The organism is Hominenteromicrobium mulieris (genome assembly GCF_046197855.1).
Lineage (GTDB): Bacteria > Bacillota > Clostridia > Oscillospirales > Acutalibacteraceae > Hominenteromicrobium > Hominenteromicrobium mulieris.
The window spans coordinates 1,704,764-1,727,671 of sequence record NZ_CP173188.1; the positions used below are offsets into that span (position 1 = coordinate 1,704,764).

At 52.5% G+C, this 22,908-nt stretch carries 15 protein-coding genes; 2 read left to right on the top strand and 13 right to left on the bottom strand.

The window, feature by feature from the left end; all coding sequences use genetic code 11:
* Positions 1–24: 24 nt before the first annotated feature.
* The 4 genes from ACI0CA_RS08290 to ACI0CA_RS08305 form a co-directional block, all read right to left on the bottom strand.
* A complete protein-coding gene (locus tag ACI0CA_RS08290; protein ID WP_446806937.1) occupies positions 25–4,167 on the bottom strand; it encodes a SpaA isopeptide-forming pilin-related protein in 4,143 nt (1,380 codons plus the stop codon).
* 189 nt (positions 4,168–4,356) lie between these two features.
* Positions 4,357–5,304 carry a ParB/RepB/Spo0J family partition protein gene (locus tag ACI0CA_RS08295; protein WP_025577642.1) on the bottom strand — a complete coding sequence of 316 codons (948 nt, stop codon included), beginning with the start codon at positions 5,302–5,304 and terminating at the stop codon, positions 4,357–4,359.
* Complete coding sequence (locus ACI0CA_RS08300) at positions 5,258–6,085, bottom strand: ParA family protein (protein ID WP_025577641.1); 828 nt, start codon at positions 6,083–6,085, stop codon at positions 5,258–5,260. The genes ACI0CA_RS08295 and ACI0CA_RS08300 overlap by 47 nt, the downstream gene beginning before the upstream one ends.
* A gap of 125 nt (positions 6,086–6,210) precedes the next feature.
* Positions 6,211–6,390, bottom strand: coding sequence for a hypothetical protein (locus ACI0CA_RS08305; RefSeq protein ID WP_025577639.1), 180 nt, complete (start codon positions 6,388–6,390; stop codon positions 6,211–6,213).
* A gap of 265 nt (positions 6,391–6,655) precedes the next feature.
* Between ACI0CA_RS08305 and ACI0CA_RS08310 the strand changes: the two genes are divergently transcribed.
* Entirely contained in the window at positions 6,656–7,516 is an 861-nt protein-coding gene (locus ACI0CA_RS08310) for an FAD-dependent oxidoreductase (protein WP_446807077.1), read from the top strand.
* A 21-nt stretch (positions 7,517–7,537) separates the two neighbouring features.
* Positions 7,538–8,791, top strand: a complete 1,254-nt coding sequence (locus tag ACI0CA_RS08315; RefSeq protein ID WP_446806936.1) for an FAD-dependent oxidoreductase — start codon at positions 7,538–7,540, stop codon at positions 8,789–8,791.
* Between the two features lie 77 nt (positions 8,792–8,868).
* Here ACI0CA_RS08315 and trmFO read toward each other — a convergent pair whose 3' ends face one another.
* From trmFO to ACI0CA_RS08360, 9 genes are all read right to left on the bottom strand, one after another.
* Complete coding sequence (gene trmFO / locus ACI0CA_RS08320) at positions 8,869–10,185, bottom strand: methylenetetrahydrofolate--tRNA-(uracil(54)-C(5))-methyltransferase (FADH(2)-oxidizing) TrmFO (protein WP_308448419.1); 1,317 nt, start codon at positions 10,183–10,185, stop codon at positions 8,869–8,871.
* Positions 10,175–12,277, bottom strand: coding sequence for a type I DNA topoisomerase (topA, locus tag ACI0CA_RS08325; RefSeq protein ID WP_176820218.1), 2,103 nt, complete (start codon positions 12,275–12,277; stop codon positions 10,175–10,177). Before topA ends, trmFO begins: the two co-directional genes overlap by 11 nt.
* Positions 12,278–12,424: 147 nt before the next feature.
* Positions 12,425–13,639, bottom strand: coding sequence for a DNA-processing protein DprA (gene dprA, locus ACI0CA_RS08330; protein WP_417422772.1), 1,215 nt, complete (start codon positions 13,637–13,639; stop codon positions 12,425–12,427).
* Complete coding sequence (locus tag ACI0CA_RS08335; RefSeq protein ID WP_412278382.1) at positions 13,632–14,474, bottom strand: TrmH family RNA methyltransferase; 843 nt, start codon at positions 14,472–14,474, stop codon at positions 13,632–13,634. The genes dprA and ACI0CA_RS08335 overlap by 8 nt, the downstream gene beginning before the upstream one ends.
* A 170-nt stretch (positions 14,475–14,644) precedes the next feature.
* Positions 14,645–14,998, bottom strand: a complete 354-nt coding sequence (gene rplT / locus ACI0CA_RS08340; RefSeq protein ID WP_176820221.1) for a 50S ribosomal protein L20 — start codon at positions 14,996–14,998, stop codon at positions 14,645–14,647.
* 51 nt (positions 14,999–15,049) lie between these two features.
* Positions 15,050–15,253 (bottom strand): 50S ribosomal protein L35, encoded by a 204-nt coding sequence (gene rpmI, locus ACI0CA_RS08345; protein ID WP_176820222.1) that lies wholly within the window; start codon positions 15,251–15,253, stop codon positions 15,050–15,052.
* A 22-nt stretch (positions 15,254–15,275) separates the two neighbouring features.
* On the bottom strand, positions 15,276–15,794 hold the full coding sequence (gene infC / locus ACI0CA_RS08350) for a translation initiation factor IF-3 (protein WP_176820262.1): 519 nt from the start codon (positions 15,792–15,794) through the stop codon (positions 15,276–15,278).
* Between the two features lie 248 nt (positions 15,795–16,042).
* Positions 16,043–19,555 (bottom strand): helicase-exonuclease AddAB subunit AddA, encoded by a 3,513-nt coding sequence (addA, locus tag ACI0CA_RS08355; protein WP_446806986.1) that lies wholly within the window; start codon positions 19,553–19,555, stop codon positions 16,043–16,045.
* Positions 19,539–22,871 carry a PD-(D/E)XK nuclease family protein gene (locus ACI0CA_RS08360; protein ID WP_446806934.1) on the bottom strand — a complete coding sequence of 1,111 codons (3,333 nt, stop codon included), beginning with the start codon at positions 22,869–22,871 and terminating at the stop codon, positions 19,539–19,541. Before ACI0CA_RS08360 ends, addA begins: the two co-directional genes overlap by 17 nt.
* Between the last annotated feature and the right edge of the window lie 37 nt (positions 22,872–22,908).

The window sequence follows — 22,908 nt, forward strand, 5'->3', positions numbered from 1 at the left end:
GATAATGGTTTTAGCGTCCATCAATTAGTCCTCCTTTTTCTTCTTTCTGTTCTTATAACCGACAAATCCGAGAACGCCCGCACCGACAACAGACAACGCCGCAAGGCTTACCCATAAGCCCAGATTGAAGTCATCGCCTGTTTTCGGGGTATCCCTGAACTCATTGTGCATCTGCACGATAGCCGTAGCGTTCACCTTTACCGTTGCCTGTTTATCGGCAGGAAGGATATATCCTGCGGAAGCCTTGTCGCTTACTTCGGATACGGTATAGTCGCCAATCCGCAAGCCCTCAATCACGATTTCCCCGTTCTTATCTGTCTTAAAGGTCTGGTCATAGTCCACGCCTGTCACACGGAAAGAGAAGCCCTCCACCTTGCCGTCAGAGGAAGTCTTTACGATTTTAAGAGAGCCTTTCTGTGCTGCATTGATAAAGCCAACACCCGCCTTGTTTTCCACTGTGTAGGTCTTTCCGTTCTCCTCGATGGATACGGCATAAACATCTTCATCAAGCACAAAGCCTGTCGGAGCTTTGGTTTCCTTTACCAGATATTTGCCGTAGCGGAGTTCACTCATCTGGTAAACGCCGCCGTCAAGTTCCTTCATTTCGCCAAGCAGCGTATCGTCTTTATCCAGTTTCCCATCGCCATTGGTATCGGAGTAAACCTCAAATACCGCACCAGACAGCTTGTTGTCGGGATAATCCTCATCAACCTTTGTCAAAGCGATATTGCCCTTAATGAAGTAGTTGACAAGTTCGATTTCCACAACTTCGTCCACCTTGCCAATAGTCACGGCGATTTCTTCCTCGGAGAGTACATATCCCTTCGGGCTTTCGATTTCACGGATTATCCAAGTTCCATACGGCACTTTGGCAAAAGAAAAACTACCATCATCTTTTGATGTGGTAGCGGCAATCGCATTTTCCTTTGTAAACTCGGTAGTTCCTGTCTTGAAGATACCGATAACTGCACCGCCCAGAGTTTTTCCGTCCTCATCAGATTTCTTACCGCTTACAGAGCCGTAAATAATGTCATTTGTGATAGCTTCGCCCTCGTTGGCTGTAATGCGGACAGTTTCGGTATCCTGTCCTGCGTATTCAAAAGTAACAGGGTATTTTGCATCGCTGACAATATATGCGGAGTTGGTCGAGATTTCCTGCACATAATAGCTGCCCATCGGCAGGTCGCTGATTGCTTTCCCGTGACCGCTTTCATCAAGGGAAATGACCTCAATCAGACCGTCCGCAGGAATGGTCTTTCCATCTGCGGCTGTGAGTTCCTCCGCCGCATACAAGCCAAAGGTCACATCAAAGATTTCCCCGTTCTTGCCAATGCCGTAGGCTTCATCAATGGCAAGGCTCTTGATGAGGTCGATTTCAACACGCTGTCTTTCATTATAGAAAGAAGTAGCCGTTTCCGTTACATCAACATTCTGTCCTGCATACACAAGCTCAACAGAATGGACTTTCTCGTTCAGCACCATTCCATACGGAGCTGTGATTTCCTTAACCTCATATTTTCCGAGATACAGTTCTTTGGATTTTACTGTACCGTCTTTTCCTGTCGTAACGGTATCCACAACCTCGCCCTTGTTTGCTCTGACCGTCCCGTCCAGAGTGACAATATCCTCGGCTGCGGTAATCTCATAGACTGCACCCTCAAGACCGCTGACAGAGAAAATCGGCTGATACAATCCCTTATCGCCTGCCACGGAGCTGAATACCTCGCCAGACTTTTCTACTGTAATTGTACCTTTCTGTGCCATATTGGAGCGTACTACCTCAATAACGGTAATGCCGCTTTCTTCCTCGGAATTTTCCTGCACCACATCAAAATAAACAGGCTCGGAATTTAAGACATACCCATACGGGGCTTGTACTTCCACAAGGGAATAGCCTTTGCCGTATTCCAATGTCTGCGGTGTGATTAGGTCGCCGTCTGCCGTAGTATAGAAGGTGTCAATGGTCGTCACTTCGGGATAAGTGAAAGTCATAGTCACAAGATTTCCATTCGGGTCGTAAATCTGGAAGCCTGCACCTGCATACGGGATTGTATTGCCTGTTTCTGCATCTTTCTTTACGATTTTGATATAGCTCTCAAAGTTAGCGTTGTTGATAAGGTAGCGGTAGGTCTGACCGTCCTTGCTGATAAACACATCAAAGTCTTTCATCAGTTCACGCCCCTCCCAACCAAAGGTCTGGCGGACGGTATAAATGCCATACGGCATATCCTTTGTCTGGGCAAAACCGTTCTCGTCACAGGTCAGCACATCACGCTCGGTTTCCTTTGCATTTTCATAGCTGCCTGCGGATTTGAGGAACACTTCAAATACCGCACCTTCTTCGGGTGTTTCAATCTGGGTTTCCCCGTTATCCGTATGCTTGATGAGTGCGATATTGCCTTTGATGACCTGTTCATTCACATCGTTTGCGGTACTGTTCAGCTCTACCGTGTATAGCTCTGGTTCTGCACCTACCTTGTGGATTGCGGTATCCAGAAGATACCCCTCGGACGGGCTGATTTCACGGACAGTCCAATCATTATCACAGATATAATACTTGGTCGTAAACTGACCGTTTTCATCAGTCGTGTAGGTGTCAATCAGTTCCTCACCTTTATAGATGCCGTAAACCGCACCTGCAAGGGAAGCGTCGCCCTGCGGAGAACCTGTTTCTGCATCGGTCTTTGTCACAGTCACTTGGAATTTCTTCAACACATTGTCGAAGCTGCGTTTTGTGACCTTGTTCCATTCAATCGGAGCTGTCTGGGAAGCAGGAACGACATAGCGGACTGCGGTATCCACTTCCTCAACCACATACGGGGTATCGCCACTGATAAGGACATTTTCAAACTTAGCCAGTCCGTTTTTATCAGTCACGGCATACTCGTCAACAGGCAAGCCGCTTAAAGATGTGCCATAAAGGTGGAATTTCATTCCCTCCACCAGATTGTCCTCGGAAGTCTTGACGATTTCCAGACTGCCACGCTTCAAAGTATTGCTGAAGGTCACAGTAGAGGTTTTTCCTCCGATAAGTGTGACGGTCTGGGTTTTCTGCGGCTCATAACGGTCAATAGACTGTTCTGTGACCGTATAAGTGCCAGGGAATAATCCCTCCACGGAGACAGAGCCGTCCTTTCTTGTCTTAACTGTTTTATTGAAGTTATCACCTTTGATTGTAAAAGAGATGCCCTCCACAACTCCGTCCTCAGAAGTCTTTTTGAGGGCAATCGTGCCTGTCGGCGTTTCGATATTGATATATGCAGACACGGTATCAGCTTTCTCCACACCTGTTACCAAATCCTGCAAGTTCGGGTCGCCATAGGCAATGAGCTTTGCACTGCTGCTGACAGTCGGCACATTGTTCCTCTTTGCCGTAATGCGGACAGAACCGCTGATAGCTACGGTGGAGCTGATTGTCAGCTTATTTCCAGACTTCGATACACTCACATTGCTGTCAGAGCTTGAAAAGCTGTAATCGGAAAGGACGCCGTTGCTGTCCGTCAATGTGATGCTGTACTTTCCGTCCTTGTAGGCAAGCTCCTTTGTGATGTCATTCTTACCGCCCGACATAAAGCTCGGAATGGTGTTATGCTCACGCAGCATTGCAACAATCTGGTCATACACTGCCCTTGCTCCGCTGTTGGCATAATTTGAACCGAAGTGCAGGCTGTAAACGGTGGTGCTTGTCTGGTTATATGAGCCTGTGGCTTCACGGCAGCCTGTGACAAACTCCCATACGAGGGTCTGCGTGGCAAGCCATTTTTCATCATCACTTCCCGACAGATTATTTCGGTTGCCCTGATACCCATAGAGCAGGGCAAGCCCAACCGCCTTTTTCTGATTGGCTGAAAGGGCGTTCCAAGTATCAGAGGAAGCCTTTTTCAAGGTGTTTCCTGTTTTCAGCGGTACTCCCGGCTGAATACAAAACGCATTCTCACCGTCCACAAACATACGGTACTTATAATTTCCCGTTCCGCCTGCGGTATAGCCGCCGATATTCGCACTGGAATTGTACCTCATCGCATTGCCGTTGCTGTCATAGGTGTGGGAAAAGAAAATCGTCCCGATGTCACCCGCAGCAAACGCCGTCGCAGGCATTATGGATAATGCCGTGACCGCAGCCATTACAAAAGCCGCAGCCTTTTTGAATAATTTAGGGATTTTCATAGTTACCTCCTGTAATTTGGATTGAATATTTTGCCTTACTGACCGAAAAAAGCTGCCCGTTATGGACAGCCTAAAGTATTTCTTTTCTCGGATAGTTACTGGCAGTAGTTAGGGGGTGAGGTGTGGAGAGGGGGAAGCCGAAATAATGGCTATCCACTCAAATGGGCAGACCTCGCCCTCGATGTGTGGCTATCTCTCGTGAGCCTTGTTCCGCTGCAAGTGTCGGTTATAAAACTCTAACGCCTTGACAACAAAATCCGTTTCCTGCCCTCTGGGAACAGTCTTGGGAATGAGCTTGGTTATCCTCTCGTCACGGAAAGCAGGTTTTTCCTTCTGGTTGGGCTTTTCTTCCTCCATAATGGACTGGATAACCTCGGAAGTGAGCTTGCCGTCTTGGTTATACTTCTTCATTTTGATAGCCTGTGCCAATGACGGGGTAGCATCGTTGTACTCCATTGCTTCAAGCAGGGTGTATTGCTGTTCCTCGGTCAGATAGGAAATTTCAACCGCAGGACGAAAAGCAATCTGCCTTTCATCTACCATTTGCAGGATTTCGGGAACAAGCTCCGTTAGACGGATATAGCGGCGTATCTGGTCTTTGCTTTCTCCAACAAGTTCTCCTAATTCCTCATCAGAACGCCCTTTTGATAAATTAGTCGCCAATGGCGACGCATTTTCTTTTGGGGGTCTGCCTGCCTGTCGTTTCATAGCTTCCAACCGCATTTTATACGCAAACGCTTTCTCACTCGGCAAAATAACAGAGCGTTGGAGATTACTTTCCACCATGACAATAATGGCTTCATCACGGGTAAGCTCTTTGACCTCGCATTTCAGCGTTTCAAGTCCTGCAAGTTCACAAGCCTTTTTTCGCCTGTGACCACTGATAAGCTCATACCGTCCGTCCTCTTTTAAGCGAACTGTCGCAGGGGTCATTACACCGTTTCGCTTGATACTCTCAACAAGTTGTTCCATATCTTCGTCCATCAAAACCTTGAACGGGTGGTCTGGAAACTCGTCAATCTCCGATATGGGAATATCCCGTATCTTGCTTAGCTTTGCTTCCTCACGGCTTTCGTCCGTCTGAAAAAGGTCATCGTATGCGGTCAGCTCGATTTTGGTTTCTCTGCTTCTCGCCAATCTCTGCCACCTCCTTTCCTAACTGCTCATAGGCTGCGGCAACCTTGCCGCTTTTGTCGTAAGCAAAAATACTTTTGCCTTCTGCGGTAGCTTCCACCGCACGGATAGAATGAGGTATCTCGGTATCAAATACCTTGATTTTCTTACCGTATGCACTTTTGACCGTTGCCGTAATTTCCTTAGAAATGTTGGTACGGGGCATTACCATAGTCATTAAGATACCGTCTATCCGCAGCTTTGGGTTGATTTGCCGCTTGACCATTGATACGGAGCGAAGCAAAAGCTCCAGACCTTTAGCCGAGAGATAGTGGGGCTGTGTCGGGATAATCACGCTGTCAGCCGCCGCCAGAGCATTGATGGTTATCATGCCTAAGCTCGGCATACAATCAATAAGCACATAGTCGTAATTCTTTTTAACCTCATTGACATAGGTTTTCAGCACACGCTCACGGCTCATTGCATTGATTAGCCTTACTTCAAAGCCCGACATCTCAATGTTTGACGGAAGCAGGTCGACGCCCTCGCTATGGTGGATAATACCCTGTGAAACATCAAGCGTTTTATCGTCTATGATGTTCTGCATCACAGTAGAAAGCGTTATGGGAATATCGTCTGGTCTGTTATAACCCAGAGCCATCGTGAGATTTGCCTGTGCATCGGCATCAATCAGCAGGACTTTTTTACCCTGCTGCACCAGACTTACACCCAGATTGACCGCTGTGGTTGTTTTTCCGACACCGCCTTTCTGGTTAGTCAGAGCAATCACTTTGCAATTTGACATAGATGCGTCCTCCTTTCGCATAGATTTAGCCACTTTGTCAAGGTGGCTATGTAAACAGTACCAGAGAACGCAAAAAAGCCGCCTACTCTTAAAATCAATAAGAATAAGCGGCTTTGTAATTTGCCTTAGACATATTCAATTTTCATTCTCTTGGTCGGTGCATTTATGACCTTAAAAATAAGCTCGTCAACACAATCCGTATATCTGCCTTGCTGAATGAGCTGATTTTTTAACTCTACAAGGCTATGTATCAAAAGTTTTCTTTCGTGGCTATCCAAATACAGATGATTAAATTTCTCTCTCATAAGCACACCTCCACTTCTTTAGCTTCATTATATTGGAAAGTAGGGGAAAGGACAAATCTGCAAAAAGGGACAAAAAATAAGCGTACCACTATTTCTAATGATACGCTTATCGTATTTAACTGTTAATCAAGGTCTATGAATACCCTTACAGTGGTATCTCTCCACTGATTTTTCCTTACATACTGTCCGTTAGCCTTTCGATAGGCTGCTGCCTGCTCGAAACTAAGCGGCAATTCAAAGGAAAGAGAACTCCTACCTATTTGCAATAGCAGCCTGGGCGGGTGCAAGGTACGAGTTTGAAGAAGACGGCGAGCCGATGCCCTCCACCTTGTGTTTTATTTTGTCCAATGTAGACTTGTATGCCTACTTATATCACCCGAAATACGGGCACAGAAATGGCGGCATACACCCAAACAACAAAAAAAGCTTTACACACCTGCTGCCGAACGACGACCGTTTCCCGGAAATCTTAGACACGCACCTGTGCAACAACATCATCGGCCCGAATACGGTCGGCTTCAACGCCGGGCACTTGTTCGGACTTGATTCTACCGACCCGAAATCAGTCTCTGAAGTGATGATGCGCGGCAGACGCATTGCAAAACAGTACCGCGATGCCCTCGCAACTTATTTCCCGGAGGCCTTCGGCAACGCGTACCTTGTTGCCACTGCGCCCGTGATGGGCGTGCGCGAAAGCCGACGCATCGCCGGCGATTACAAGCTGACCGTGGAGGATTACGTTACGAAAGCCGATTTTCCGGACGAGATCTGCCGCAACAGCTATTATCTCGACGTGCACTATACGCTCGAGGAAGCGAAGCTTGCAGCCGTCGGCAAGATCGACGGTGAAAAGCGTGATGCCCGCTACGGCCCGGGCGAGTCGCACGGCATTCCCTACCGCGCTTTGCTGCCGCAGGGCGTGAAAAACGTGATCGTCTCCGGGCGTTCCATTTCGTGTGATAAGCGCATTCAGGGCTCTGTGCGTGTGATGCCCGTGTGCCTCACAATGGGCGAAGCCGCAGGTGTGACAGCCGCGTTTGCTGCAAATGCAAACGGCGACGTACATGCGGTCGATACAGATAAATTGAGAGAAACACTGCGCGAAAACGGCGCGTATTTTCACTAAAACACAACGGAGGAGTTTAACATGAAATATGATGTGATCGTAGTCGGCGGCGGTTTTGCCGGTACCGCAGCAGCGGTCTCCGCTGCAAGGGAAGGCGCAAAGGTGCTGCTTTTGGAGAAAAGCGGATTTCTCGGCGGTGCAGCCGGAAATTGCTACGTCAACCCCTTTATGGGCTACACAACGAAAATCGACGGCAAAACGACGCTGCTTTCCGACGGTATTTTTACCGAGATTCTGGATCGCCTCGAGAAAAAGGGCGGACTGATGACGAACCGCGTGACGTTCAGCGAAGAAGTTTTAAAGCTCGTCTTCGATGAAATGACCGAAGAGAGCGGCGTAGATGTGCTGTTCCACGCCTACCTGCTGCGTGCCGAGCGCGACTGTGACCGCATTATGTCCGTGACAATCCTGGGCAAGGGCGGCGAAGTGACCTTTGAGGCCGACTATTTCATCGATGCCACGGGCGACGCCGATCTGACGGCATGTGCCGGTGCACCGTACCGCATTGGCCGCGAGGAAGACAATCTTTGTCAGCCGATGACGCTGTGCTTCCGCATGTCCGGCGTAGACGTTGACCTCGCGTTCAAAAACACGGAGAAGATCAACGCGCTTTACAGAAAATTCCGTGAGGACGGCAAAATCAAAAACCCGCGCGAAGACGTGCTGAAATTCAAATATGTCGCAGACGGCGTACTGCACCTCAACTCTACGCGCATTGTGAAGCGATCGCCGTTCGATCTTTATGACTTAAGCTTTGCCGAGCGCGAAGCCCGCCGCCAAATGTTCGAGCTTTACACGTTCCTCAAAGAAAACTGCGAGGGGTTTGAAAACAGCACGCTGCTGTCCTCCGCCCCGGAGATCGGCGTGCGCGAAAGCCGTATGATCGACGGTGTGTACACGCTGACGGTCACGGATCTCAAGGATTGCGTACATTTTGAAGACGGTATTGCGGCGTGTAACTATGATATTGACATTCACAACCCGGAGGGCACCGGCACGAGCCATTATTACTTCAAAGAGGGCACGTATTACACCATTTCCTATCGAAGCCTGATGCCGAAGAACATCAAAAACCTGCTTGCAGCCGGCCGCTGCATTTCCGGCAGTCACGAGGCACAGGCATCATTCCGTATTATGCCCACGTGTTGCAGCACGGGTGAAGCCACCGGTGTTGCGGCTGCCGTTGCCGCGCAGGAACACACCGATTTCCCGGAAACGGACGTGAAGAAAATTCAAGCATTGCTGCGTAAGCACCACGCGTTTATCGGCGAGTAAAATCTGAAAATACAGCGAAAAACCCTCGACATCTGAAATGTGCTTCAGCTTGTCGGGGGTTTTCTATCGTTCGTCCCTTATGCGTTTTTCAGTGTTTCGGCAAGGTCTTCGAGCGCGCGAGCGGAAAGCGCGGCGTAGCGCTCTTTTTTGTCACGAATGTGCGGCTCAATGACGGGCAGAATGCCGAAGTTCGCACCCATCGGCTGGAAATCTTTCGAGGGACTGTGCGCGGCGTGCTCTGCAAGTGAGCCCATCATGGTAGTGATGGGCAAAATGAGCGGCGCTTTGCCCTCTAAACGGCGCACGGCGTTGCGTCCCGCAAGCAAGCCGGACGACGCCGATTCCATATAGCCCTCCACGCCGGTCATCTGCCCCGCAAAGAACAGCTCCGGGCGCGTGCGCATGGAGAAATCCGCGTTCAAAAGCTTCGGCGAATCGAGGAACGTGTTGCGGTGCATCACGCCGTAGCGCATGTACTCGGCGTTTTTCAGGCCGGGAATCATACCGAACACGCGCTTTTGCTCGGGAAATTTCAAGTTTGTCTGGAATCCTACAAGATTGAACAGCGTTTTTTCTGCGTTTTCGGTGCGCAGCTGCACCACGGCCCACGGGCGGTGACCCGTGCGGGGGTCGCGTAAGCCGACCGGTTTCAACGGGCCGAAGCGAATCGTATCGTGTCCGCGCTGTGCCATGACTTCAATGGGCATGCAGCCCTCGTAGACCTTCGGGTTCATCACGTCAAAATCGTGAATGGGCGCGCGCTCCGCGGTGATAAGCGCTTCATAAAACGCATCGTACTCCTCTTTGTTCATCGGGCAGTTGATGTAATCGTCGTCGCCCTTATCGTAGCGGGAGGCCGTGAAGCAGTGCTCCATATCAAGGCTTTCACGCGTGACGATCGGTGCGGCGGCATCGAAAAAGCTGAGCGCACCGCCGCATAAGTTCGTGATCTGTTCGGCAAGCGTGTCGCTCGTCAGCGGGCCGCTTGCAATAACGGTCACGCCCTCTGCGGGAATTTCCGTCACTTCGCCGTGCATCACTTCGATGTTCGGATGCTCCGTGATCGCTTTTGTGACGAGCTCTGAAAAGCGGTCGCGGTCAACGGCGAGCGCGCCGCCTGCGGGCACGGCGGTTTTATCCGCACAGGCAACGAGCAGAGAATCCATGCGGCGCATTTCCTCTTTCAAAAGCCCGGCGGCGCTGTCGATGCGCGCAGCCTTCAAAGAATTCGAGCAGATGAGCTCCGCAAACCCGGCGCTTTTATGCGCGGGCGAAAACTTCTGTGGCTTCATCTCGAAAAGGCGCACAGGATACCCCGCCTGCGCAATCTGCCACGCCGCTTCGGAGCCGGCAAGACCCGCGCCGATGACGGTGACGGTCTGCTTATTCTCCATCTTTCTCCCCCGCGTCGTCCTTATTGAACGTGTAAGTGCAGCCCGGCGTTACGCAGTAGAGCGTCTGGGCTTTGTCTTTTTTCTTTAAGAGCACCTTACCGCAGACCGGGCAGGTCTTGTCGGACGGCGCGTCCCAAGAGACGAAATCGCACTTCGGGTAGTTGTCGCAGCCGTAGAACACACGGCCGCGCTTCGATTTTTTCTCGATGATCTTGCCGCCGCACTTCGGGCACTTTGCACCCGTATCGTTGACGATTTTCTGCACGGTCTTGCACTCCGGGTAGCCGGAGCAGGCGATAAACTTGCCGTAGCGGCCGAATTTGACGACCATCGGCTTGCCGCAGTTCGGGCAGACAAGGTCGGTCTTGTCTTCTTCAAGCTGAATCTTCACGCCGTCCATTTCGGTCTTCGCCTTTTTGAGCGTCTTCTCAAAGTCGTCATAGAAGTCGTGCAGCGTGTGCACCCAGTCTTCCTGACCGCTCTGTACTTCGTCAAGCTCTTTTTCAACGGCGGCGGTGAACTTGATATTCACAATGTCCGGGAAACGCTCTTTCATCAGCTTTGTAATGACTTCGCCGAGCTCGGTGGGCTTAAAGGACTTACCTTCGCGCGTGACGTATTCGCGGCTCGTGATGGTTGTGATGGTCGCAGCATACGTGGACGGGCGGCCGATGCCGTTTTCCTCCAGCGTCTTGATGAGCGAGGCTTCAGTAAAGCGTGCGGGCGGCTGTGTAAAGTGCTGCGTACCCTTGAGGTCGCGGACTTTCAGGGACATGCCTGCTTCAAGCTTCGGCAGGTCTTTGCCCTTTTCTTCTTCCACGTCGCGGCCCTCTTCGTAGAGCACAGTGTAGCCGTCAAACGCGACGTTGTAGCCGCTTGCTTTAAAAATATAATCGCCTGCGGTGATGACCGCCTGCGTGGTGTTCAAAACACAGTTAGCCATCTGGCACGCGACAAAGCGCTCCCAAATGAGCTTATAAAGCTTGTACTGGTCTTTTGTAAGGGAAGATTCCACGTCCTTCGGTGTGAGTGCGACAGAGGTGGGGCGAATGGCCTCGTGACCGTCCTGTGCGTTGGCACGCGCCTTATAATGGCGTGGCTTAGAAGGCAAATACTGCTTGCCCCAGCGCTCGCCGATGAACTGCACAGCCTCCTGCACGGCGTCTTCGGAAATGCGCAGAGAGTCGGTACGCATATAAGTGATGAGACCCACGGCACCCATGCCCTCAATGTCCACGCCTTCGTAAAGCTCCTGCGCGGCTTTCATCGTGCGCTTCGCCTGAAAGCCCAGCTTGCGCGAAGCTTCCTGCTGCAAGGTGGATGTGATGAACGGCGGTGCAGGCTGCTTGTTCTTCTTGCCTTTTTTGACGGACTCCACCATGAACGCGGCGGATTCGAGGTCGGCAAGGATTTTATCGGACTGCTCTTTGTTCGTGATTTTAATCTCGCCGTTTTTATCGCCGTAGAACGATGCGCCGAAAATGCTGCGGGAACCCTCAGCGGTCAGGCGTGCATCGATAGACCAGTATTCTTCGGGCTTAAACTTGCGGATCTCTTCCTCGCGGTCCACGATGATGCGCAGTGCAACAGACTGCACACGGCCTGCGGAAAGACCGCGGCGAATCGTTTTTGCGAGGAACGGGCTGAGCGAATAGCCCACAAGGCGGTCGAGAATGCGGCGCGCCTGCTGGGCGTTCACAAGGTTCTGGTCGATGGAACGCGGGTGCGCCATGCCCTCCGTGATGCCGGTTTTCGTAATCTCGTTGAACGTGACACGGTTGTGGTAATCCTCGTCAAGGCCGAGGATATACGCAAGGTGCCAGGAGATTGCTTCGCCTTCGCGGTCGGGGTCGGTCGCGAGATACACGGTATCGGCCTCTTCGGCCGCTTCCTTCAGTTCGGAAACAAGCTTCTCCTTTCCCTTGATGATGGCATATTTCGGCTTGAAATCGTTTTTCACGTCCACGCACAGGCGCGCCTTCGGCAGATCGCGCACATGGCCCATGGAAGCGATGACTTCATAGTCGCCGCCCAGATATTTCTTGATCGTTTTCGCCTTGGCAGGCGACTCAACGATAACGAGTTTCGACATGGTTTTCTATCTCCTATTCTGTATCTATTTAAACCGCACAGCGAATGTGCGAGTGGAAGAATCATGTATTAGGTGCATTTGAAAACAAAGAAAATGCGAAACGGACAAGCTTTCGATTTTTCAAATACACCTTAGTATAGCGTACTTTTACGCCTTTGTAAACCTCTGGCCGGGATAAGTTTTAATGAGGCCGAAAAGCTCGAGCTCCGTGAGTGCCGCCAAAATTTTCCCCGTGGGCATGCCCAGTTCAAGCTCCAGCTCGGAAGCGTGCTTGGGGGTATCGTTCAGTACGGCGTAAACGGTTTTTGCATCTTCAGAAACGTTTTGCAAAAGGTTGTTTTCGGGCGCAGGGATCGGCTCGGCAGGCTTCTTCTCTGCTATTTCGGGCTCCTTTTCTGCATCGGAAAGCGACGCAATCTTCGGGCGAACGCGGGAGACATGGGAGATATTTTCCGCTGTGCGGGCAAGCTGTTCTATACGCTCCTGTCTGCGGCGGGAAGCAAACGGCTTTAAAACATCCTCTGCAGTGTAAATGCGCGCTGCACCGTCCTCTTCCAGTGCGATACAGCCGGAAAACGCTTTCTCGTCTTCGCCAATGAATACGAAAACCTCGCGATTCTGCTCTAAAGCATACTTTGCGGTGATGAGTGCACCGCTCTTTTTTGGCGCTTCCGCAATGAGCACGCCGTGCGCCATGCCGGAGATCAGCCGGTTGCGCACCTGAAACGCGCCGCGCTGCACAGGCGTGTGCATGGGATATTCCGTGACAAGTGCACCGCCGAAATCGACGATCTCGCGGCGCAAAATGGCGTTGTCCATAAGATACGGATATTCGAGCCCGCACGGCAAAATTGCGATTGTCTTGCCGCGGCCGTTCAGTGCACCCTTGTGTGCCTCGGAATCAATGCCGAGCGCGCCGCCGCTGATAACAACGGCGTTTTTGAGCGCAAGCCCGTAGGCGATCTCTCTTGCGGCATTGAGCCCGTTTTGACTGGCTTTCCGCGTGCCCACAATGCTGATAGAAACGGCATCGGAAAGGATGTTCAAATCACCCTGCACATATAAAACGGCGGGCGGATTGTAGATTTCTTTCAGCAATACAGGGTAGTCTCCGTCATCGGGCGTGATGACCTTTTGGCCGAGCTTCAAATAATACTCGAGCGCTGCGACGGCCTGTTCCGCGCCGTAGGCATTGAGCGCGGCAAGCTCTTTATCCGAAACGAACGAAAAGGAGCTCCACAGTCGTGTGCCGCCCTGATACAGCTTTTCAGCACTGCCTATGCGGCGCACGAGCTGCACAGGCTTCGGGCTGCCTGCGCCAAACGCGTTTTGCAGCCAGATCCAGTATACGCGGTTATCCATGGCTTGTGCCTCCTGCCCCGTTGCGCTCCATTTCCCACAGCACAATGGCGGCTGCGGTGGAGGCGTTGAACGATTCCGCTCTGCCGCGCATGGGGATCGTCACGCGGTCATGACAATGCTCGATGGCTTCATTTGTGAGACCGTTGCCCTCGTTGCCGATCCACACCGCCCAGTTTCCCGTTTCAAACGGAATGGTCGTGATGGGCGTAGCGTCGCTGTCCGGCACGGCGGCAAGTGACGTGATATTCTCGGCATGTAACACTTTCAGGCAATCCTCTGCCGTCTCAAAGCGGCGGATGCCGAGGCGGAACACCGCGCCCATGCTGCCGCGCAGCACTTTCGGAGCGTATACGTCGCAGCAGGTACCCACAAGCGCCAAATGCCGCACACCGAGCGCTTCCGCTGTGCGCAGCACGTTACCCATGTTGGACGGGTCCTGAATATTTTCCATAACAAGCACATGACGGCACGGGCGTGTATCCGACTCTGCGGAAACAGGCAGGCCGTCCGCACGGCGCTTCGGCATGCGACACACGCAGAAAATGCCTTGCGGGTTCTTTGTATCGGACAGCATGGGCGCGATGTGCTCCTCTATGCAGTATGCGTGCTCTGTCTGCTTTAAAACCGGATCTAAATAATCTTTGTATTTTTTAGCGGCGTTTTCCGTAAAGAAGCACGCGGCAATCTCCGTTTGGCTCCTTGCGGCATCGGCGCAAAGGCGTGCACCCTCGGCCATGAAAAGGCCTGCTTCACTTCTGTTTTCCGCTTTCTGCAAAAGTGCGGCGGCATTTTTAACGACGCTGCTTTTACGGCTGGTGATTTTTTCGATTGGCACGGTACACACTCCTTTTTACCGATAATAAACAGAAATCCTGTGCACTGTATTTTACGGCACACGGGAAATTTCCGCAAAGGCGATTTTGCACAAAGAAATACACTTACGTTTGCAACTATCACCCTAAAAAATGTGCGCCCGGAAGAATTCCGGACGCACGGATAGCTTAATTATACAGAAGCCTTTGCCTTCTCGACAAGCGCCTTGAAAGCTGCTTCGTCCGCGATGGCGATCTCGGAAAGCATCTTTCTGTTGAGCGTGATGCCAGCCTTCTTAAGACCGTTCATAAATGCGGAATAGGTGGTGCCGTTAGCACGGCAAGCCGCGTTGATTCTGGAGATCCACAGACGGCGGAAATCTCTCTTCTTCTGCTTTCTGCCGATGTAAGCATAGTTGCCGGACTTCATGACAGCCTGCTTAGCCATCTTAAAGTGTCTGCTCTTGGAACCCCAATAGCCCTTAGCAAGCTTCAGAACCTTTTTTCTTCTCTTGCGCGTAGCGAGCGCACCCTTAACTCTAGCCATTTATAAAAACCTCCGATTATGCTTTACTTAAACTTGAGCTGCCCTGTTCACTTATGCGTAGGGGAGCATCTTCTTAACAGCCTTTACGCTGGTCTTATCCGTAACGGTCGTGCCGCGTGCATGGCGCTTGGACTTAGCAGTCTTGCCATGGCCGTTCAGAAGGTGGCTCATGTAAGCGTGGCCACGGATAACTTTACCCTTCTTGGAAATCTTCAGGCGCTTCTTAGCACCGCTGTGTGTTTTGAGCTTCGGCATTTTATAGTCCTCCTTGAAATTGTTACTTAACGGGCTTGGGGGCAAGGAACATCAGCATGTTGCGCCCTTCGAGCTTCGCGGGCTTATCGACGTTTGCCGTGTCAGCGAGCGATTCTGCGAAACGCTTCATGATGTCTGCACCCAGTTCCGGATGACCCATCTCTCTGCCGCGGAAACGGATGGAAACCTTGACCTTGTTTCCGTCGTTGAGGAAACGGATCGCATGATTTCTTTTCGTCTCGAAGTCGTGGGTATCAATGTTGAGAGACAAACGGATCTCTTTGATTTCAACTACGCGCTGGTTCTTTTTCGCTTCTTTTTCACGCTTTGCCTGTTCGAAACGGTATTTACCGTAATCGATGATTTTGCATACGGGCGGCGTGGCCTGCGGGGCAATCTTTACGAGGTCAAGATTTTTCTCAGCCGCAAGGTTTAAAGCGTCACGGGCCGACATAATGCCGAGCTGTGCGCCGTCTGCGCCGATCACACGGATCTCTTTATCGCGGATCTCTTCGTTTATCTGCAGTTCCTGTTTGCTAATGGTTAAGCACCTCCATCACGCGTGCGATAACTTGTTTTCGCGAAGCCGGCAATAAAACAGCGGGCAGAGAACCTCTGCCCGCAAATCAACTCAATCAAACACACGAATTTATCGTGATTCTTCTCGATATTGACCTGTGTCAGACGGTACTGCACGGGTGTGAGCCATAGCTCCGCTTTGTTTTCCAAATATTATATTACCACAAAGAGCGCAATCTGTCAATAGGTAAACGGGGCCTAAAAATAATTTTATTCTTTTCCCGGTGCATAAACAGGGGCGTTCATATAAAAAGAGTAAAGCACGGTGTCTTTCACTTCTTTATTCATGACGCGGGTCATCGCTTCTTTGTAGAGCGTGAGCTGCGGGCCGTATCGTTCCCACAATTCCTGTTTATTGTAGCACCGATCGGTCTTAAAGTCAAGAATATAAAGCGAACCGTTTTCTTCAAACATGCAGTCCACTGCGCCCTGCAGGATCATCGGCTGCGCGGCATCTTCCCCGCTGAGTGTTTTATCCGTGAGTCCTGCGGGAATGGAAACGATGAACTGCTGCTCTTTATAAACGCGGTCGGCATGTAAAACGCGCTGTCCGAGCGGGCCGGTAAAGAACTTTTCCACACGGGTAAGATCGACGGCGTTTGCCTGCGCTTCGGTGAGATAGCTTTGCTCGATAAGGCGTTTGAGCTCCGCTTCGGGGTCTTTTGAAGCGGCGGAAAAATCCGCAAACTGCATGAAGTTGTGCAGCGCCGTGCCGCGCTCTGCGGGCGTCAGTCCCTTGGCGCTCAAAAACGCCGGGCGTGAAAGTGTGGCTTCCGTTTCGGCTTGTTCTGCCGCAAGCGCGGAGGCCGCGACCTTCGTTGCAAGCTTTGTCTGTGCGGCGTAGGGATACACGAACGAAATATCCCTTTCGATGCGCGTCTTGAGCGCTTCATCGACCGGTGCGGGCGCTTCGGCTTTCGGCAGGTCGGATAAAATCTGCGGTTCACTGTACACGACGCGAATATCCCACGGCGTGTAGTGTGTGCGCAAAATGATGTCGTCATCCGCTTCGATGCGGCGGCGCAGGTCATTTCCGTTCGGGTGCCGCAGCGCACAGAGCATCAGCCACTCCGAAATGCCGGAAGCGTTGCTGACAGTGTACGGCGGCACGGTCTCCTCCTCGGTGATCTGTGCCGCAAGCTTTTGCAGGTTTGTATCGATATTTTTCACGGTGGAAAGCAGAATGAGCTTCTCTTTGGCACGGGTCATCGCGACGTAGAACACGCGCAGCTCCTCTGCGGAAGCGCTTTCCGCCGTTGCAAGGCCGATGGCCTCGCGGATGAACGCGGTGCGGCGCACGCCGGTCTCGGGGTCTGTAAGGCGCATGCCGACACCGAGCTGTGGGTGCATGCGCAGGTCGTCCGTATCATTCACGAATTTCCGGCCGCAACCCGCGATGATGCACACGGGAAACTCCAAGCCCTTCGATTTGTGAATGCTCATGATGCGCACGACGTTGGCGTTTTCCGAGACGACATTGGCGCTTTCCATATCGGATCGATTCTTTTTCAGGCGCTCCGCAAAGCGCACGAAGCCGGAAACGCCGCTGTACCCGTAGGCTTCGTATTCTGCCGCGTATTTTTCCAGCAGGCGAATGTTTGCAAGGCGGCTTTCTCCGCCGGGCATGGCGCGCACGATGTTCTCGTAACCGGTTTCGGTGCACAGCATATTGATAAAGCTGTCCGCAGTCATGGTGGAAGCGAGCGCTCGGAAACGCGTCAGCTCATCGCGCACACGTACACAGCGCTCGTTTTCGGCGCGCAGAAGCGAAACGTACAACGTCTCTCCCCCGCACTCGCGGCGCAGTTGCGCCATATCTTCCGCTGTGAAGCCGTAAATGGGGCTCATCAAAACGGAGAGCAGCGGAATGTCTTGATCCGGGTTATCGATGACGTTTAAAAATGCCAAGATGAGCGAGACCTCCGCCGCGGCGAAAAAGCCGCCCGTGACAGCCGCCCACGTGGGAATGCCCGCATTGCGCAGATTTTCTGCATAGACAGGTGCATATTTATTGGAGCTGCGCAGCAAAATGCAGAAATCGCGATATTCTATGGGACGCTCCTGACCGTTTTCCGTGACGGTGAAGCCGCTTTCCATCAGCTCGCAGATGATTTTTGCGATACGCTGCGGCTCCAGCACCTCTGCGCCCACGCCGTCGATGTCTTCCAAAAACTCCACGCGCGTTTCGCAATCCGATTTTTCGGGGTACTGCGCGCCCGCTGCAAGCTTTTCATCGCCGACATAATCGATGCCGCCGCATGTGCGGGACATAAGCTGCGTAAAAACGAAGTTGACGCTTTCCGTCACGGTTTTGCGCGAACGGAAGTTGCGGTCTAACACGATAGATGCCGGATATGCGTCCTTTTCGCGGTCATAGCGCGGAAATTTATCTTTATAACGGATGAAAATATCCGGCATTGCCTGACGGAAGCTGTAAATACTCTGCTTTACGTCGCCCACCATAAAGCGGTTCGCGCTGTTTTGGGAAATGGATTCAAAAAGATAATCCTGCACGTCATTCGTGTCCTGATATTCGTCCGTCATGATTTCGTCGAAGCGCTCGGAAACGAGCTTTGCAGTCTCTGTGCGCCGAAATGTACCGTCTTCCTGCTCCGTTAAAAACAGCTGCAAGGCCATGTGCTCAAGATCACTGAAATCGAGCACGTTTTTCTCACGCTTTTTCGCGCTGTATGTTTTCTCGAACGACTGCACGGCCAGAAACAGATAGACGACCGTGCCGGTCGTGGCGGCGATTTCTTCCGTGAATTTCTGGTCTTCCGCGTCGCCTGCAAGCTTTTGCAGTTTGCCGATTTCCTTTTTTACCATATCGCGCATGGCCTTGATGCGATCGGCACGCGGGTCTTCTCCTCTGAAAGAACCGAGCTTATCGAACGTGACGGTCAAGTCGGAAAAGCGGCAGGTTTCAGGGTCTTCCATTGCCTGCAGCTTTGCCGAAAGCTTATCGATATCCGCGCCGAGTGCCGTGCAGTACGCTTTTTCAAGGTCCGGGTCTTCTGTCGCAAGGCGGTATGCACTGTGGGAAAGCTTGATTGCGAAGTCATAGACCTCCATGATATGCTGCCGGACGACCTCGCCCCAGGGTGTTTTGACCGGGGACTGCGTGACATCCGTCATGGCTTTTTGAATGTCCCGCATCCATTTGTCCGGAAACGGATGGCTGCGCGTGTATTCGTACATTTTGAGGATTGCGGCGGAAAGGCGGGCGTCGTTTTTGTCGCCGCCGAGCACATCCGCCAGGTCTGTCCTAAAGTTTTCGTCTTTGTACCACTCGGTCAGCACTTCGTCGAGCGATTCGGTCATCAGCTCTTCCTGTTGCTTATCGGTGATGATGGAGAAATCGGGCGAGATACCGAGCAGGTAGAAAAATTCGCGCACAATGTCCGAACAGAAGCTGTCTACCGTGCAGATGTGCGCCTGCTGCAATAAAAGCTGTTGGCGGCGCAAGCGGGTGTTTTCCGGCTGCTCCTTCATGAGTGCCAAAAGTCGCTTTTCGATGCGGTCGCGCATTTCGGCTGCGGCGGCTTTTGTGAAGGTCACGACGAGCAGACGGTCGGCGTCCGTGGGATGCTCCGGATCCGTCAGGCGCTCGATAACACGCTCCACGAGCACCGCGGTCTTGCCGGAACCCGCAGCGGCGGAGACCAGAACCGTACCGCGCCGCGCTTTGATGGCGTCGAGCTGTGCGTCAGTCCAATTCGGCATTTTCCCCACTCCCTTTCTCTAAGTCATTTTCCATGCGCGCGAGCGCTTCGTCGTTTTTCATGCTGTTCTTTTCGGCATCGTCCGCAGCGTGCTCGGAGCCGCAGACGGACGTATACGGGCACCACGCGCAGGTGTTGATGTTCTGCATCAGCGGTTTTGCCATGATTTCACCGGCAGAAAGCTCCTCCGCCATCGTTGCGATGAGACGCTCCACGTAGCGCAGGACGATCTGCAGCTCCGGCTCATTTAAAGCGGAAGCCGTACCGCTGAGTTTTCTTGTTTTGGTGAGATAAACAGGAATAAATCGACCGTTCAGACCCATTTCCATGGCATTCAAAATTTCGTTGTCCTTTAAAAGCAGGCCGTTCATGCGCAGGTTTTTTTCCACTTCCTGCTTTAGCTTTTCAGCGTTTTCCGTGCCGTCCGAGGTCACACTTGCAATGAACGCCGGCATGTACAAAATGCCCGCCGGGTGCAGGTCTTTATTCTGCGCGAGCGCCGCGAGGTAAATAAGCATTTGCAAGCTCATGCCGTACAGAACATCGGCGAGCTTAAACTCTTTGCGGCCGGTTTTATAATCGACGACGCGCACATAGGTCGTACCGTTTTCATCTTTATACAAATCCACACGGTCGATGATGCCGCCGACCGTGACGAGCCCGTTTTTCGTTGGGATGCGCAGCGGTGGGTACGGTGTGCCGTTTTTGAGCTCCAGCTCGAAATGCTCCGGGCGGAACAGGCTGTGCATCATTTCTTCCGACATATGGGCGATGAGCTTTACGGCCGTTTGCTCCATGCGGTACAAGCGGTATTTTTCGCGCGGCGAAAGAGCATCATAGCCGCCCATATTTTCGCGCACATAGTCCATGATGCTCGTGTGTACGCGCGCTTTTAAGTCATCTGCATAAAGGTGCAGCGCTTGAATGTCTTCCGCACGACCGAGAATCTGCTCGAAAAGATAGTGCATCAGACTGCCGTATTCCAGCGCATCGATCTCTGCCGGACGGCGCTCCTTTGCGCCGAGGCCGTAGCGGCAGAAGTATTTAAAGCGGCACTGGTGGTAAACTTCGATTTGGCTTGCGGAAAAATAGTGTCCGCCGCCAAAATAGTCGTTTGCGGTCTCCGGCGCAAGGCGAGCCGAAGCCATGCGGTCTGTGCCGCCGAGGACCTGCAAACGCCCGGCGAACTCCGGCTTTTCGCGAAAAACACTTTTTAATGTCTCGGAGACGGTCGAGTTTTCGTTGAAAAGCGACGCCGTTTGCGAAAACGCGGCTTCCGGTGCGTTTGCGAAAAACTCCGGCGGCAGGTTTTGTGTGATTTTTAAATTCGGCAGCGCCAGCTCGACTGCGCTGATGAGCTCACCGGGCGATTTTGCCTCCTGCCCTACACTGACGGGATACGTAAGATACAGCTTCTCCGAAGCGCCGCACAGCGCGGCGTAGGCGAGGTACTTTTCCTGTAACATGCGGTCTTCGAGCACATCGGAGACGGGCAGCTCGAGCGCAAGGAGCGTGCGGCGCTCCGGCTCACTGAACACACCGTTTACGGACGGAATGAGCGGAAACTCGCCTTGCACGGCGCCGAGCAGGAACACGGCGCGCGGCACGGACTGACGGATGCGGTCTGCGGTGCCGAATGTGATGCTGTCCATACTCTGCGGGATGTCCGAAACATCCTCGCCGCTGACGATCTCCTTTAAGAGTCTTCCGTATTTTTCACCCGTGATGATCTGTTCACCGAGCACGCCTGCCATTTGGTCGAGTACTTCCATGAGCAAATCCCAAATGCGCATTTGAGCGGCGGAAAGGTCATCGCGCCCGGCATTTTCGAGCGTGCGGCAAAATATCGGGAAGCTTTGCTCCAAATCAAAATCGATGAGAAGCTTATAAACGGCTTCGGAGATCTGCTCGCCGGAAGCGTGTGCGGTGCGCTCGGAGAATTTTATAAGCGGTGCGGTGACGCGCTCGCGCAGAGCGTTCAGCGTGCGCAGTGTCTCGGCCGCGGTGTCCTCCATCGGCTTACCGAAGCCGTCCGGGTGTTTTGTGAAAGGGCTGCACCAAGCGGACGCGCCGTTTAATTTCCAGGTATAAACGTAGTTTTCAAGCTGCGCGAGCTCTTCTGCCGTAAAGCTTGTAATGCCCGTTTTCAGCATGGCGAGCACATCTTCCGAACGCCATTTGCGGCTGCCCGAAATGATTTGAAACGCGGAGAGCACAAAGCGCATCAGCGGCTCGGCATCGACCGTGCGCGCTTCGGAAAGAAACGCCGGAATTTCCCAGCGGCGCAGCGCGGCGGCAAACAGCCGCGTGTAGCGTTCGCCGTCACGGCAGATGACGGAAATATCGCGGTAGCGGTAGCCCTCGTGCAAAACAAGGCTGCGGATTTTAGCCGCGGTGAAGTCCGCTTCCTCATACGGAGAGGTCGCGCGGAACACACACACGTTTTCAGCTGTATCTGCTTGCTGTACGTGGCCGGCGTAGGTGCTTTCCACGGCGCGAAGTGCATCGTTTTGAAAGCGATACGGCGTTTTACAGTACACAGGCGAAAGCACGCCCGTACCGCTCTCCTTTGCAAGGCGTATCAGGCGCGAAGCGGTGCGGCGCACGGTAGAAAACAGGTCTTTGCGGCTCGTGTCGAGATCGTCGCAGCACAGCGAAACACTGACTTTTTCCGCATGGCGCAGTGCGTGGCGCAAAACGCGGTACTCCTGCACGGTGAAGCCGTCAAACGCATCGACGGCGACATAAGCATTTCGGAAAAAATCCGGATGGTTGGCCAGCAGGTCATCAAGGCGCGTCAGGTCGTCGAGCGGATCGAGATACGTCTGCGCGACGAGTGCTTCATATGTACCGTAAATGAGCGCGATCTCTTTTAGTTTGCGCGAAAGGCTGTCTTCTGTGACGGCTTCGGCGGTTTTTGTGAGCATATCGGGCTCAATGCCGCAGATTTTCATTTCACCGACGGTGTTCAATAAAACGTCCGTCATGCGATCGGCGCTTTTTTCAAACAGCGTGAGTTGGTCGGCACAGTTTTCAAGCGCCAAGGTCATCAAAATACGCCTGCCGCCGTCCGTTAAACGCTTGCCTGCACCGCCGCCGTACTGCAAAAATGCCGCCTGCGCAAGGCGCGTAAAGCTGTGCACCTGTACACGGTTCGCGGTTTCAGCACCGTATTCCATAAGCAGCGCGCGTTCGGATTCAAACGTATATTGTTCTGGGACGATCAAGATTGTTTTCGACGCAGTGCTTTCCGCAAGGCGTTTACGCAGCAGCGTCGTTTTGCCCGTGCCGGCGCGGCCGAGGATCAACTCCAGCATTCTTCTTCCTCCTTTTTCTGTTTAGAGCTTATATTGT

Coding starts and splice junctions, on each gene's coding strand:
- ACI0CA_RS08290 (WP_446806937.1), bottom strand. CDS start 4,167: ATGAAAATCCCTAAATTATTCAAAAAGGCTGCGGCTTTTGTAATGGCT.
- ACI0CA_RS08300 (WP_025577641.1), bottom strand. CDS start 6,085: ATGTCAAATTGCAAAGTGATTGCTCTGACTAACCAGAAAGGCGGTGTC.
- ACI0CA_RS08305 (WP_025577639.1), bottom strand. CDS start 6,390: ATGAGAGAGAAATTTAATCATCTGTATTTGGATAGCCACGAAAGAAAA.
- ACI0CA_RS08315 (WP_446806936.1), top strand. CDS start 7,538: ATGAAATATGATGTGATCGTAGTCGGCGGCGGTTTTGCCGGTACCGCA.
- trmFO (WP_308448419.1), bottom strand. CDS start 10,185: ATGGAGAATAAGCAGACCGTCACCGTCATCGGCGCGGGTCTTGCCGGC.
- topA (WP_176820218.1), bottom strand. CDS start 12,277: ATGTCGAAACTCGTTATCGTTGAGTCGCCTGCCAAGGCGAAAACGATC.
- dprA (WP_417422772.1), bottom strand. CDS start 13,639: ATGGATAACCGCGTATACTGGATCTGGCTGCAAAACGCGTTTGGCGCA.
- rplT (WP_176820221.1), bottom strand. CDS start 14,998: ATGGCTAGAGTTAAGGGTGCGCTCGCTACGCGCAAGAGAAGAAAAAAG.
- rpmI (WP_176820222.1), bottom strand. CDS start 15,253: ATGCCGAAGCTCAAAACACACAGCGGTGCTAAGAAGCGCCTGAAGATT.
- addA (WP_446806986.1), bottom strand. CDS start 19,555: ATGCCGAATTGGACTGACGCACAGCTCGACGCCATCAAAGCGCGGCGC.
- ACI0CA_RS08360 (WP_446806934.1), bottom strand. CDS start 22,871: ATGCTGGAGTTGATCCTCGGCCGCGCCGGCACGGGCAAAACGACGCTG.